The organism is Azonexus hydrophilus, assembly GCF_001956855.1.
Lineage (GTDB): Bacteria > Pseudomonadota > Gammaproteobacteria > Burkholderiales > Rhodocyclaceae > Azonexus > Azonexus hydrophilus_A.
This window is the reverse complement of record NZ_MTHD01000004.1, coordinates 65,094-79,890: the sequence shown is the minus strand read 5'-3', so window position 1 is coordinate 79,890 and position 14,797 is coordinate 65,094. Positions and strand designations below refer to the sequence as shown.

Sequence of the window (14,797 nt, the reverse complement as noted above, 5' to 3'; positions counted from 1 at the left end):
CGATGAATTCGCCGCGCTACGTCCATCTTCGCCTCCACTCCGAATACTCTGTCACCGACGGCATCGTCCGCGTCGGTGATGCCGTCAAGCGTGCCGCCGGCGATGCCATGCCGGCGCTGGCGCTGACCGATCTCGGCAACCTGTTCGGTCTGGTCAAGTTTTACACCGGTGCCCGCGGCAAGGGCGTCAAGCCGGTTGCCGGCGCGGATGTCTGGATTGCCAATGCGGAAGCCCCGGAAGATGCCTACCGCCTGCTGCTGCTGGTGCGCAATCGCCGTGGTTACCAGCAGTTGTGCGAGTTGCTGACCAAAGCCTATCTGATCGAAGGACGGCGGGATCGTGCCGAAATTCGCCGTGAATGGTTTGCCGAGATCGGTTGCGATGGCCTGATCGCACTGTCCGGCGCGCATCTTGGCGATGTCGGCGAAGCCCTGCTGAACGGTAATTTCGACCTTGCCGCCGAGCGGGCGCGGGCCTGGGAGGCGCTGTTTCCCGGTGCGTTCTATCTCGAGGTGCAGCGCTACGGGCAACAGCAGCAGGAAGCGATCGTCCAGCAGACTGCCGACCTGGCCGGTGAAACCGGTATTCCGCTGGTCGCGACGCACCCGGTCCAGTTCATGAACCGCGACGACTTCCGCGCCCACGAAGCGCGGGTCTGCATCGCCGAAGGCTATGTACTGGGCGATACGCGGCGGCCGAAAATCTATACGGAAGAACAGTATTTCAAGACCCAGGCCGAAATGGTCGAGCTGTTTGCCGATCTGCCGGAGGCGCTGGAAAACACGCTGGAAATTGCCCGTCGCTGCAACATCGAGATGACGCTGGGCAAGAATTTCCTGCCCGATTTTCCGATTCCGCCGGGGATGACCATCGACGAATACCTCGTCGATGAAGCGCGCAAGGGGCTGGAAGTCCGCCTGGTCGAACTTTATCCCGATCCCGAAGTGCGCCTGCAGCGCCGGCCGGAATACGACGAGCGGCTGGTTTTCGAGTGCAACACCATCGTCCAGATGGGCTTTCCCGGCTACTTCCTGATCGTTGCCGACTTCATCAACTGGGCCAAGAACAACGGTGTGCCGGTCGGGCCGGGCCGGGGTTCCGGTGCCGGTTCGCTGGTCGCCTACAGCCTGCGCATCACCGACCTCGATCCGCTGGAATACGCGCTGCTGTTCGAGCGCTTCCTGAATCCGGAACGGGTATCGATGCCCGACTTCGATATCGACTTCTGCCAGGACAACCGCTGGCGCGTCATCGAGTACGTGCGCGAGCACTACGGCGCTGATGCGGTCAGCCAGATCGCCACCTTCGGTACGATGTCGTCGAAGGCGGTGATCCGCGACGTCGGTCGCGTGTTTGGTCTGCCCTATTCGATGTGCGACCGGATTTCCAAGCTCATTCCCATCGTCCAGAACAAGCCGGTATCGCTGGCCGAGGCACTGGAGCAGGAGCCGCAGCTCAAGGAAATGATGCAGGGCGACGGCGATGGCGAAACCATCCGCGAATTGTTCGATCTGGCCGGTCGACTCGAGGATTTGACCAGAAACGTCGGCATGCACGCCGGTGGCGTGTTGATCGCGCCGGGCAAGATCACCGATTTCTGTCCGATCTATCAGGCGACCGGCAGCGATGCCTCGCCGGTTTCGCAATTCGACAAGGATGATGTGGAAAAGGCCGGGCTGGTGAAGTTCGACTTCCTTGGCCTGCGCAACCTGACCATTATCGAACTGGCGGTCGAGTACATCCGCCGCATGACCGGCGAGAAGCTCGACCTGATGTCGCTCGGCTTCACCGATCCCGCCGCCTACCAGATACTCAAGGACGCCAACACGACGGCGATCTTCCAGGTTGAATCGGAGGGCATGAAAAAGCTGCTGAAAAAGCTGGCGCCCGACCGTTTCGAAGACATCATCGCTGTGCTCGCGCTCTATCGTCCCGGCCCGCTCGGTTCCGGGATGGTCGATGACTTCATCCTGCGCAAAAAGGGCCAGCAGAAGATCGATTATTTCCACCCCGACCTGACCGCCTGCCTGTCGCCGACCTACGGCGTCATCGTGTACCAGGAACAGGTGATGCAGATCTCGCAGATCATCGGCGGCTACACGCTGGGTGGCGCCGACATGCTGCGCCGCGCGATGGGCAAGAAAAAGCCCGAGGAAATGGCCAAGCACCGCGAGACGATTGCCGCCGGTGCCAAGGAAAAGGGCTACGACCCGGCGCTCGCCGAGCAGTTGTTCGACCTGATGACCAAGTTCGCGGAATACGGCTTCAACAAGTCGCACACCGCCGCCTACGCCGTCGTCACCTATCACACCGCCTGGCTCAAGGCGCACCACTGTGCGGCCTTCATGGCGGCGACCATGTCTTCCGACATGGACAACACCGACTCGGTGAAGATTTTCTACGAAGACACCATCGCCAACAAGGTGAAAGTGCTCGGGCCGGACGTCAACGCTTCGGCCTACCGTTTCGAGCCGGTCGACCGGCAGACCATCCGCTACGGCCTGGGCGCGGTCAAGGGGACTGGCGAACAGGCGGTTAATGTCATCCTGCAGGCGCGGACCGATGGCGGGCCGTTCAAGGACCTGTTCGATTTCTGCCGGCGCTGCGACAAGCGCATGGTTAACCGGCGCACCACCGAGGCGCTGATCCGCGCTGGCGCGTTCGACAGCATCGATGCGGATCGTGCCAAGCTGCTGGCGTCGGTCGGCATTGCCATGGAGTTTGCCGAGCAGGCGGAACGCAATGCGATGCAGACCAGCCTGTTCGACATCGGCGATGTGGCCGAAGACCATGCGCCGCAATATCTTGTCGTCAAGCCGTGGGATGAAAAGACCCGTTTGATGGAGGAAAAGACGGCGCTGGGCTTCTTCTTTTCCGGCCATCCGTACAATACCTGCAAGAAGGAATTGTCCCGTTTCATCCGTCGACCGCTGAATCGCCTCGAACCGGCCAAGGAGCTGACCAAGCTCGCCGGCATTGTCGTTGGCGTGCGTACGCAGATGACCCGTCGGGGAAAAATGCTGTTCGTGCAGATCGACGATGGTACGGCGATGGTCGAAGTCTCGGTGTTCAACGAGCTGTTCGAGGCCGAGCGCGCCAAGATCGTCACCGACGAGGTGCTGGTCATCGAAGGCAAGGTCAGCTACGACGACTTTTCCGGCGGCAATCGTGTCGTTGCCGACAAGCTGATGACGCTCGGCGAGGCGCGCGGGAGTTCGGCCAAATGCCTGTTGCTGAAGATGAATGGCAGTTCGGATGCCCGCCGTCTGCGCTCATTGCTGCAGCCTTTTGCCCCGGGCCCGGCGGCGGTGCGCATCCGTTATCGCAACACGACGGCCGAATGCGAACTGCAAGTCGGTCCGGCGCTGCGTGTCCGTCTCGACGATGCCCTGCTCGAGGCGTTGAACGGCTGGCTGCAACCGGAGAATGTCGAAATCGTCTATTGAGTTCCCGCCGGGCATATCGCCGCGGCGGGAGGTTTTCAGGCGACCAGTTCGGTCTTGAAGCCGATCCGGACGCAACCCCAGTGGCGGCCGTTGATCAGGATGGGCATCGACAGGTCGTTGAGGATTTCGCCGGTGTCGCGGACGTAGGTCTGGAACAGCGAGGACTTCTGGTTCTTGGCCAGCTTGATGCCGACCGGATCGTTGAAGATGCGCTTGTGTCGGCACTTGGTCAGGTCGACTGCCGGATCGCCGCTGGGCGGGTTGGAAAACACGCCATTGTGCGCCGGTGCATAGCCATTGGTGTCCACCGCCAGCGAATAGACCAGTCCGGGCACCTCGGTCAGCAGGCGGTCGTAGAGCGCGGTCAGTTCCTTGTCGCACTGGCCGTCGTAGGCGGTCGTGAAACGCTTCGGATTGGAGCCGGGAATGTCCTTGTAGGCCTGGTCAAAGACGTTGATGCCACGGTCGGCGAGTTTTTGCAGGATATCGGCAACGTTGTCGCGGAAACCGGCGCAGCGGTCGTGCAGCGTGTCGAACATGCTGTTGCCGGTGCGGAAGTCGGCCAGCGTGCATTGCAGGTCTTCGGTCGATTCGCGCAGGGTCTTTGCCGAATCCTGGCACTGTTTCATGCGCCCCGAAATATCGACCGAGTGATTGCGGATCTCCTCGACCTCATGGTGGATCGACTGGTTGCTTTCGCGCAGGTTGTAGATGGCGCTGGCGATCGTCGACAGTTGCTCGGTCGTGCGCTTGAAGTCGCTGACCATGGTGCCGAGGTCGCTGGCCGAGGTTTCGACGTATTCGTTGGCCCGCGTGACTTCGCCGACGATGGTCTGGGTCTTGGCCGAGGTATCGGAAACGAGGTTGATCATCGACTGGGTGTTCTGGCCGATGACCAGCGTGGCAGTCTTGACCTTTTCCGCCAGTTTGCGCACTTCGTCGGCAACCACGGCAAAGCCGCGCCCCGCCTCGCCAGCGCGCGCGGCCTCGATGGCGGCGTTGAGTGCGAGCAGGTTGGTCTGGTCGGAAATGTCGTTGATCAGCGAGACGATCTCGTTGATCTTCATCGAACTGGTGTGCAGTTCGCCGACCGTCGTCGAGAAATGCTCGATGTGTTCGTTGGTCGAACGCATCGTGCTGGCTACCGCTTCCATCTGCGACAGCGAACGTTGTGCCAGATCCAGGTTGTTCTGCGTCGACGCCTGGATGGCGTCCGAATTCACCGCAACTTCGCTGACTGCCTGATTGACCCGATTGCTCGACTCGAAGATGTCGGCGGCCAGCGCCTCCTGGCGGCGCACCGCATCACCGGTCAGTTGTACCAGGTGGTTCATCCGGGCGGCATCGGCGGCAATGCTGACGCTGCTGCTGCGCGAATGGGTGATCAGCCCGCGGATGCGCGAAAAAAAGCGGTTGAGGTTGGCCGAAATACGGCCGGCGGCATCATTGCCCGAGGTGCCCACGGTATGGGCCAGGTCAGCATTGCCATCGGCAATGGCAGAAATGTCGCGATCGACCTTGTCGAGCGACGCATTGTTTCCGAACCACCCCATCTTTGTCTCCTGTCTGGTTTTTATTTTCGGAAAGGAATCTGTTGTCTGTTACGCCTGCAGGAAAGCCCTCGCCATCTTGAAGATGGTCTCTTGCGGGTCTTGCTTCAGGTGCGCTGGCGGGAAGCCAGGCGCCCGAGCACGAAGCCCTTGATTTCGTGGAATGGGATGGGTTTCCCGAAAACCGTGACGTCGCCCGGCATGTCGCGCTGGCGGATTTCATCGGCATCGATGGCGCTGACGACGATGATGTCCATGCTGGTGAGTTCCGGCATGGCACGCAGGCGGCGGATCATTTCGAAACCGTCCATGCCTGGCATCATCAGGTCGGCGATCAGGATGTCCGGCATTTGCTGGCCGACCTGGAGCAGGCCTTCGAAACCGTCGCCGACGATGCGCAGACTGAGCGGTAGTTTCCAGCTGTCGAAAGTCATCTGGTAGAGCTTCTGCAGGGTCGGATCGTCTTCGGCAATCAGGATGTCGAGCTGGCCGGTGGCATCGCCGGGCCGGGCGATCTGCTTGCGTCGCTTGGCGAGCAGGCTGTCCACCGAACTGGCGGGAATGCGCCGGTGTCCGCCGGCTGTCTTCCAGGCATCGAGAACACCGCTCTCGACCATGTTCTGCACGGTGCCCAGGGAAACGCCAAGGCGCTGGGCGGCTTGTCGGGTGCTGAGAAATTCGCTGTCTGCCATAGTCGTCTTTGAAATTGCAAAACTGCCAAATTGTAACCGAACGAATTCTCATTTGGGCAAAGAATGCAAAGGGTGCCGGCCAATTTCCCGAATATGCCAATCCGCCCGGCCGGACTGGCATAATCCGCGCATGAAAACAACAAGCAAGCCGGGGCGATGAGGAGGAGGAAGGGGTGCTGAAACTGCTGGTCTTCATGCCGGTCTTCGGTGCGCTCCTGCTCGCCGTGTTTCCGGTCCGGCGCATGCAGTTGCTGTGGCGCCTGGCGCTGTTCTGCGCGTTGGCTTCAGTGCTTCTCAGCGCCCTGCTCGTCGCCCGCTTCGTGCCGGCCGGCGAGGCCGTGCAGATGTTCGAAAGCCGGGCCTGGAACGCCCGGCTGGGTTCCCATTTCGCGCTTGGCATCGACGGCATTTCGTTGGCGATGGTGGTGTTGACCGCAATATTGACGCTGGTTGCGGTCCTCGTGTCGCGGCAGATGGACAAGGGGGCGAGGCTGTATTTCGTCCTGCTGATGCTGCTGCAGTCGGCGATGTTCGGCGTATTCACCGCCCGCGACTGGTCGTTGTTCTATGTGTTCTGGGAAGCCACGCTGCTGCCGCTGTTCTTCATGATTGACCGTCTCGGCGGCGAGAACAGGCAGCGTGCGGCACTCAATTTCTTCCTGTACACGCTGGGTGGTTCGGTGTTCATGCTGGTTGCGCTGCTGTTCCTCTACGATGCGGCGCCCGGGCACAGCTTCGCTATGCCCGACATGGCCGAGGGCGGACGCGGCCTGCCGTTGAACATGCAATTGCTGATCTTTGCCGGGCTGTTCATCGGTTTTGCCGTGAAGATGCCGGTCGTTCCGCTGCATGGCTGGTTGCCGCTGGCCCATGTCGAGGCGCCCAGTCCGGTGTCCATCCTGCTTTCCGGCGTATTGCTGAAAATGGGCGCCTACGGGCTGATCCGGGCGGCCGAGACGCTGCCCGGCGCCTTCCTTGCCGTGCAGGACTGGCTCGCCGTGCTGGCCTTGCTCAGCCTGCTCTATGGCGCCCTGCTCGCCTGGCGGCAGCAGGATCTGAAGGCGATGGTCGCCTATTCGTCGATCTCGCACATGGGCGTTGTCCTGCTCGGGATCGCGGCACTGAATCCGGCTGGATTGAATGGGGCGGTATTGCAGATGGTCGCCCATGGTCTGGCTGCCGCACTGTTGTTCCTTGTTGTCGGTCTGCTCTACCAGCGCACGCACAGCCGTGATCTGGCCGATTACGGCGGTTTGCTCGGACGCGCACCACGCTTTGCCTTCTTCATTGCCTTCGGTTTGCTGGCCGCCATCGGCTTGCCGGCCAGCGCCGGCTTCATCGCCGAACTGCATGTGCTGATCGGCGCGCTGCAGCGCTGGGGGCTGTGGGTCATCTGCCTGGGGGTTGCGATGCTGGTCGGCGCCGCCTACGGCTTGCGCGTCATTGGTCATTTGTACCGGCCGGCGCCGGCCGGCTGCGAAATTCGCGACATGACCCGTACCGAAACGACGGCGGCCGGACTGCTCGCCGCCGGCATCCTGTTGCTCGGTATCTGGCCGGCGCCGCTGCTGACGCTGGTCGGCGGCAGTACGGCGCGCATCGCCGCGCTGTTTGCGGGAGGCTGAGATGCAGGCCAGCGAAAACCTGCCGCTGCGCCAGCGCCTGCTTCAGTGGATCGAGCACCTGACGCACGTGCTGCCGGCGCAGGCGCCGATCCGCGATTTCGTCCATCACAACACGCTGCACGGTTTCCAGCATCTGCCATTCGCCGAGGCCCTGGCGGCGGCGCAGCGGCTGACCGGCGCTCGCCCATGGTGGCCGGCGTCGCGGTTTCTCGAAGAATGGGCCGCCGGCCGGATCGAGCGCGCCGACGTGCTGGCCGCGTTCGACGATGTCGGCCTGACTGGTCTCGACGATGAAATCGCCGGTGGCGTGGTGCGCCGGGATGTGCTGCTGGCGGCGCTGCTGGCCGGCGATGAAGTCCCGGTAACGGCACGGCGCCGATGGCTGGCGGGCGAGGGGACCGGTACCGACTTGGGCATTTTTGCCCGCTGTTGCCAGTTGACCGCAACAACGAAGGAAAATGCGCCCGATGACTGGCAGCAGCTTGCCCACCAGCGCTGGGGTGCGCTGTGCCAGGAAGTCGGCGCCGGGCGCACGCTGCGCAATGTGCTGGCACACCTGTCGGGCGAGGACGTGCTGGAAACCGTGCGCAGCATCCTGCAACGCCACCTCGCTGCCCACCTCGATCTCGGCATGGCGGCCTGGCGCAATCCGGTCCAGGGGCGTGGTTTCTATGCGGCGTGGAAAGCCTGCGCCGGGCTCGACCTGGCCTGGGAACTCGACGAACTGCCCGGCGTGCGCGACGAAATCCACCACCTGGCCGACGATCCGGTCGTCGTGCTCGAAACGGAACTGCGCACGCTGCTGCCTGACGAATCGCTGTGGCCGGCCTACCTCGAGTCTCTGGCGCTGGAATTGCCCGGCTGGTCCGGCATGTTCTTGTGGCGTGACCGCCATCCGGCGGTGGCTGACGGCGTGCCGGTCGACATGCTCGATTATCTGGCGGTGCGGGCGTTCCTCGAGCGTCACCTGTGCAGCGAACTGATCCGGCGTTTGACCGGAGCGCCGCTTGGTTTCGACGAACTGCGCGCCTATTACCAGGCCAACCCGGCCGAGTTCCTGGTCCGCGACAGCCTGCACAGCGGCGGCCTGCCCGAGGATCTGCAGGCGGCGGCAGCCGGTCTTTGCGCGGCGACGCTCGACGGGCACGAAGTCCGTGGCTGGGCGGTGCTGGCGCCGAAGCTGGCCGCGCAGGCGCAGGCCGACGATGCGCTGACGCAGGCCTGGCGCCTGGCGCGCCTGGTCACGCAACTGGGCTGGGGGGAGGCAGCGCTGGCGGCACTCGATGGCGATACCCTTGCCCACCTGCTGGCGGCAGCCGAACTGACATCGCTGCAGCGCAGCCAGATCTGGCTGGCGGCTTACGAAGGGCATTACCGCGAACAACTGTTCGTTGCGCTGAGCTGCAACGCCCAGCGACGGCAACAATGGCCGGCACCATCGGCACAGGTTGTCATGTGCATGGACGATCGCGAGGAGGGCACGCGTCGCCATCTCGAGGAAATCGCGCCGGATATCGAGACTTTCGGGGCGGCCGGCTTCTTCGGCGTGCCGATGTACTGGCAGGGAATCGATGAGGCGGCGCCGGTGGCGCTGTGTCCGGTGGTCGTGACGCCGACCAACCTGGTGCGCGAATTGCCGGCGGCCGGCAGCGAATCGGCGCAGGCGCAACACATGCGGCGGCGCGAAACCCGCTTGCGCTGGCGTGAGCGCCTGTACCAGGGGACGCGCCGGGAAGTGCTGGGCGGGCCTTTGCTGACGGCTGCGGCTGCGTTGCCGGCGTTGGCGACGCTGACCGCGGCGACGCTGGCGCCGGCCTGGCTGGCCCGTGCCGGCCGACGCTGGCGCGAGCAATTCGACGGGCGGGTGGCGAGCACGCTGGCGCTGACCGGCGCTGACGTCGAGAACGGGATCCGTGCCGGTTTCAGTGATGGCGAGCAGGTCGACCGGGTCGCATCCCTGTTGCGCAGCATCGGTCTGACCGATGGCTTTGCGCCGCTGGTGCTGATCCTTGGTCACGGTTCCGGCAGTCGCAACAATCCGCACCTGTCGGCTTACGACTGCGGCGCCTGCTCCGGCCGCCACGGTGGGCCGAACGCCCGCGTCCTCGCCGCCATGGCCAATCGGCTTGAGGTGCGCACGGCGCTGGCCGGGCGCGGCATCGTCATTCCCGAAAGCTGTCATTTCGTCGCTGCCGAGCACCATACCGGTGACGACAGCGTCGAATGGTACGACCTCGCGCAGGTGCCGGCAGCTTTCCAGTCCGATCTTGACCGGCTGCTTGGCCGGCTTGCCGAAGCCTGCCGTCTGCATGCCGTCGAGCGCTGTCGCCGGCTGGCCTCGGCGCCGTCCAGGCCGACGCCCTGGCAGGCGCGGCGCCATGTCGCCGGGCGCGTCGCCGATCTGGCGCAGGCACGTCCGGAACTGGGGCATGCGACCAATGCCGCCGCCTTCATCGGTCGGCGGACGATGAGTCGCGGCCTGTTTCTCGACCGGCGGGTATTCCTGATTTCCTACGATCCGGCGGCCGACGCCAGCGGTGAAATCGTCGAAAGCATCTTGCTCGCAGCAGGCCCGGTCGGCGCCGGCATCGCGCTTGAGTACTATTTTTCGACGGTGGACAACGAGCGCTTCGGTTGCGGTTCGAAAGTCACCCATAACCTGACCGGCTTGTTCGGCGTCATGGAAGGCGCCGAGTCCGATCTGCGTACCGGCCTGCCCTGGCAGATGGTCGAGATTCACGAGCCGATGCGCCTGCTGGTCGTTGTCGAACAGGCGCCCGACGTGCTGTCGGCAATCCTCGAACGGCAGCCCGCCTTGCAGGAGCTGGTTGGTAACGGCTGGATCAATTTTGCCTCGCAGCACCCGTCGACCGCAGAAATCAGTCGTTATTGCCCGCGTCGCGGCTGGTTGCCGTGGGCCGGTCGCGGTGTGCTGCCGCAGGTGGCGCGTTCGTCCGACTGGTTCGCCGGCGAAGCCGGAGCACTGGCGCCGGCCATCTTGCTGGGAGCAGTATCGTGATCATCCTGCTGCGTGATGTCACCGAATGGGTCTGGCTGGTGCCACTGTTGCCGTTGCTGGCGGCGTTGGTTACCGGGGGCCGTGTCCTGCTTGGACGGGGCAGCGGCGATGCTGCCGAACCGCTGACCGAACGCCTGGCCGAACTGGCGGCGCTGGCTTCGCTGCTGCTCCTGCTGCTGATCGATCTTTCGGTGTGGTGGCATGGCTGGCCGGGACACCGGGTGTTCGTCACGTGGTTTGCCGCCGCCCACTGGCAGGGCAACATTTCCTTCCTGCTCGATGCGCTGTCCTTGCCGGTGGCGACGCTGACCGCACTGATCGGCTGGCTGGTGGTGCGTTTTTCGGCGGCCTACCTGCACCGCGAAGCCGGATTCCACCGTTTCTTCATCGTCCTCAGCCTGTTCCTGGCCGGAATCCAGGGCGTACTGCTGGCCGGCAACGGGCTGCTGCTCTTCCTTGGCTGGGAGATGTGCGGTGTCGCCTCCTTCCTGCTTATCGGCTATGCTTGGCAGCGGCCGCGAGCGACTGGCAACGCGCTGTTTGCCTTTGTCACCAACCGGGCGGGTGACGCCGGCCTGCTCTTTTCACTCGGTCTGGCCGGTTTCTGGGTCGGCAGTTTCGAATGGCCGGCGTTGTTCGATGCGCAGTTGCCGCTGGTCGACCTGCGTGTGCTGGTGCTCGGTTTCGTCGTCGCCGCGCTGGCCAAGTCGGCGCAGTTGCCGTTCACGCCGTGGATCGCCCGGGCGCTCGAAGGGCCGACGCCGTCGTCGGCAATCTTCTATGGCGCCGTGCTGGTGCACGCCGGAGTTTTCCTGCTGCTGCGCCTGGAGCCGCTGCTGCGGCATTTGCCGGACGTGATGGCCGGGCTGTTGCTGATCGGTGCGCTGACCGCAGCCTACACCTGGTTGTGCGGGCTGGTTCAGACTGACGTGAAATCGGCGCTGATTTTCGCCACCGTCTTCCAGGTTGGCCTGATGTTCGTCGCCATCGGCCTGGGCTGGACGACGCTGGCGACGATACACCTGTGCCTGCACGCCGCATGGCGTACCTGGCAGTTCCTGCTGGCGCCCTCCTGGCTGGTGCTGACGCGCGACCGGCCGGCGCCGCCGCCGCGCTGGCTGGCCGCCAACCAGTGGTTGTACACCGCCGCCCTGCAGCGTTTCTGGCTGGACAAGCTGGGGCTGGCGCTGCTTGCCGCACCGACCGAGGCGATTGCCCGCGATGTGCGGGCGCTGGAGGAAAGCTTCATCGACCGGGCGATCGGCGAGCCCGGTCGCGGTCATGCGGTGCAGCCGGACCGTCCGCTGGTGCAGGCCGATGGTCTGGCCGGCCGCTTGCTCGCCGGGGTTTCCGATTTGCTGCAGCGGATCGAGAACCGCCTGCTGCTGCGCGGCCGTGGCGGCGTTGCCGAACGCCTGCTGCGGGAAGCCGGGCGCTGGTTGCAGACGCTGGAGGAATTGCTCGAGCAGCCGCGCTACCTGATGATGGCGGTGATGGCGACTTTCGTGGTGATCCTGTGATGCCGGCCGAAATTTTCTGGAACCAGCAGGCGGCGCTGCCACTGCTCGCATTGCTGCAGCTGCTGCCGCTGCTTGGGGCGGCGGTGGTCTTTGCGCTCGGCGAACGGAGTGCGGCGGTACTCGCCGGCAAGTTGTTCGCGCTGGCCGAATTGCTGCTGGCCGGCTTTGCCGCCAGTCGCATTGATCCCCTGCTGGCCGGCTTCCAGCTGGCCGAGCGCATCGACCTGCTCGGCTACCATGTTGCGGTCGACGGCATCAGCATCCTGTTTTTGCTGGTCACCGCGCTGTTGACGCTGCTGATGACGCTGTACGGCATGAGCCGCGGCATGATCTCGCCGGGGCGCCTGTTTGCCGTACTGCTGCTGGCCGAGGCCGGACTGGTCGGGATGCTGCTGACGGTCAACATCGCCTGGTTTGCGTTTTTCTCGGCGCTGGAACTGTGGGCCGTGGTTTACCTGCTCCGCCGCTGGGCGTCGTCGCGGGCGGAAACCCAGGCGCTGGCGCGCTTCGTTCAGTACCAGGGCTTCGGTCTGGCACTGTTCGTCGCCGGCTGTTTCGTGCTCGGCTGGGGCTACGCGGAAGCGAATGGCGGGCGCTGGAGTTTCGACCTTTTCGATCTGACCGGCACGCTGCCGGCCGGCAAATTCCAGACCGCCGCCTTTTACCTGCTGTTCTACGGCCTGGCCGTGCGCACGCCCTTGTTCCCGCTGCATGGCTGGCTGCCGAACATGGCGCAGCACGGCCTGATCGCGGTGGCGCCGGCGCTGATGGTCGGGGTCAAGGTCGGCATCTACGGCATGGCGCGTTTCGTCCTGCCGTTGACGCCCGATGCCGTGCTCGACTGGCAGCCCTATGTCGTCGGCTTTGCCATGGCCGGGGTCTTCTTCACCGCCGCGCTGGCTTTCCTGCAGACCAACCTGCGCCGTCTGCTGGCCTTTGCCGTGGTCAGCCACACCAGCCTGCTGGTGATCGGCCTGTTCAGCCTGCACGGCGCCGGCATCCAGGGGGCGATGCTGCTGGCCGCCAATTTCGGGCTGGCGGTGACCGGCATGTGGTTTGTCGTCGGCTTCGTCTTCCGCCGCACCGGTACCACCGAACTGGGCGAGCTGTCCGGCCTGTTCGAACGGATTCCCTTTCTCGCCATCGCCTTTCTGACTTTCGGCCTGGCCATCGTCGGCATGCCCGGAACACCGGGCTTCGATGCCGCGCACCTGGTGCTTGAGGCCTCGATTGCCCGCTTCGGCGCGCTGTCGACGGTCGCCACCGCGCTCGGTAACGTCGCCGCGGCCGGCTTTCTGCTGTGGGGTTTCCAGAAAGCCTTCCTGTCGCAGGAAAAATCGGGGAGCTACGATGTCGACCGCACGCAGCCGATGGAATACCTGGTTTGCGGCATTGCCGTGACGGCGCTGCTGGCCATCGGCTTCTTCACCGAACCGTGGCTGGTGCTGACCGATGCCGCCAGTCAGGCGCTGGCCGGGAGCTTCGTCCGATGAAGCTGCCGCTGCTGTCCCTGCTGGTACTGTTGCCGCTGCTGGGTGGGGCGCTGCTGTGGCTGCTGCCGGCCCGGCGGGCACGCATGGTTGCCGCCGTCACGATGTTCGGTGTCCTGCTGCTGGCGACCTGGCTGCTGGTGCTTTACGATCCGGCCGGGCCGCGTTTCCAGTTGCTGGATCGTCTGCCGTGGTTGCCGGACATCGGCGTGCACTGGCTGCTTGCGGTCGACGGCCTGTCGGTGCTGTTTTTGCCGGCCACCGGGCTGCTGTTCCTGGGCGCGCTGGTGGCGTCGTGGAACGCCGTGGGCGAGGCGCAGCGCCTGTTCTACAGCCTGTTGCTGCTGTTGCAGACAGCGACGCTGGGGATTTTCTGCGCCATTGATCTGGTCCTGTTCTTTGTCTTCTGGGAAATCAGTTTGGTGCCGGTGTATTTCCTGCTCGCCCGCTGGGGTGTCGTCGCCGATGCGCCGAAGGTCGCCGCCCGCTATGTGCTGATCATGCTCGCCGGCGGTTTTCCGCTGCTGCTTGCTTTTGTCATGCTCGGGGGCGTTGCCGGCAGTTTCGACCTGACGATCTTGCTCGACCGGCCGGCGGATGACGGCGTGCAGCGCATCGTCCTGGTGTTGATGCTGATCGGTTTCGCTTTGAAGGTGCCGCTGGTGCCACTGCATACCTGGCTGCCGCAGTTTGCGCTGGCCGCGCCGGGCTCGCTGACGGCAGTGCTGATCGGCCTGAAGGTCGGTGTCTACGGGCTGGTCCGTTTTGCCATTCCGCTGGCGCCGGACGCGGCGCAGGACTGGCACTGGCTACTCGCCGGGCTGGGCACGCTGACGCTGATCTATGGCGCGGTTGGCGTGCTCGCCCACAGCAACCTGCGGGTCGGGCTGGCCTATGCCAGCATCTGTCACGTCGGGCTGGCGGTGCTTGGCCTGTCCACGCTGTCGGAGCAGGGCGTGCAGGGCGCGGTATCCTTGCTGCTCAGCTTTACCGTGGCCACCGGCGGCGCCATGCTGCTGCTCGAATTCCTGCGCCAGCGCACCGGTTCGACCGATATCCACGCCCTCGGCGGGGCCGCCAGAACGATGCCGATGCTGGCTTCCGGGGTACTGATCTGTGGCCTGGCCGGGGTCGGCATGCCGGGAACCAGCAGTTTTCCCGCCGAGTTCCTGCTCATCCTGTCGATCCTGGAGCGCTATACCGGCGCCGGCATGGCCGCGCTGTTCGGGCTGGCGATTGCCGCCGGTGCCTTCCTGGCCCTGTACCGCAAGGCGTTTTTTGGTCCGGTGACGCGGTCGGCCGTGGCCCAGGCCGAAGATCTGCGGCCGCGCGAATGGGTCGTGCTGGTCGTGCTCATCGCGCTGATTGCCGGGATCGGCATTTACCCGGCGCCCTGGCTCGATATCGTGCGGCCGGCGGCTGAAGCCTGGGCGGCTGCGTTTTTGTCCTGAAGCT

General features: G+C 64.5%; 8 protein-coding genes. 6 read left to right on the top strand and 2 right to left on the bottom strand.

What is annotated here, in order from left to right:
- Positions 1-2 precede the first annotated feature (2 nt).
- Positions 3-3,446 carry a DNA polymerase III subunit alpha gene (gene dnaE / locus BJN45_RS11705; RefSeq protein ID WP_170873083.1) on the top strand — a complete coding sequence of 1,148 codons (3,444 nt, stop codon included), beginning with the start codon at positions 3-5 and terminating at the stop codon, positions 3,444-3,446.
- Between the two features lie 35 nt (positions 3,447-3,481).
- On the opposite strand, the gene BJN45_RS11700 is transcribed toward dnaE, so the two are convergent.
- Positions 3,482-4,999: a methyl-accepting chemotaxis protein gene (locus BJN45_RS11700; protein ID WP_076095444.1), complete on the bottom strand. Its 1,518-nt coding sequence runs from the start codon at positions 4,997-4,999 to the stop codon at positions 3,482-3,484.
- A 104-nt stretch (positions 5,000-5,103) separates the two neighbouring features.
- Positions 5,104-5,688, bottom strand: coding sequence for a response regulator (locus BJN45_RS11695; RefSeq protein WP_076095442.1), 585 nt, complete (start codon positions 5,686-5,688; stop codon positions 5,104-5,106).
- A 173-nt stretch (positions 5,689-5,861) separates the two neighbouring features.
- On the opposite strand from BJN45_RS11695, the gene BJN45_RS11690 reads away from it, so the two are divergent.
- Genes BJN45_RS11690 through BJN45_RS11670 form a run of 5 tightly spaced genes read left to right on the top strand, consistent with a single transcriptional unit; the run spans position 5,862 to position 14,793 of the window.
- Positions 5,862-7,313, top strand: coding sequence for a complex I subunit 4 family protein (locus BJN45_RS11690; protein ID WP_076095441.1), 1,452 nt, complete (start codon positions 5,862-5,864; stop codon positions 7,311-7,313).
- Between the two features lies 1 nt (position 7,314).
- A complete protein-coding gene (locus BJN45_RS11685) occupies positions 7,315-10,332 on the top strand; it encodes a DUF2309 domain-containing protein (RefSeq protein WP_076095438.1) in 3,018 nt (1,005 codons plus the stop codon).
- A complete protein-coding gene (locus BJN45_RS11680) occupies positions 10,329-11,852 on the top strand; it encodes a proton-conducting transporter membrane subunit (protein ID WP_083651251.1) in 1,524 nt (507 codons plus the stop codon). The genes BJN45_RS11685 and BJN45_RS11680 overlap by 4 nt, the downstream gene beginning before the upstream one ends.
- Entirely contained in the window at positions 11,852-13,345 is a 1,494-nt protein-coding gene (locus BJN45_RS11675) for a complex I subunit 4 family protein (protein ID WP_076095437.1), read from the top strand. Before BJN45_RS11680 ends, BJN45_RS11675 begins: the two co-directional genes overlap by 1 nt.
- The gene (locus BJN45_RS11670) at positions 13,342-14,793 is read left to right on the top strand and encodes a complex I subunit 4 family protein (RefSeq protein WP_076095434.1); all 1,452 of its coding nucleotides are present in this window, start codon (positions 13,342-13,344) and stop codon (positions 14,791-14,793) included. Before BJN45_RS11675 ends, BJN45_RS11670 begins: the two co-directional genes overlap by 4 nt.
- The last annotated feature ends 4 nt before the right edge of the window (positions 14,794-14,797 follow it).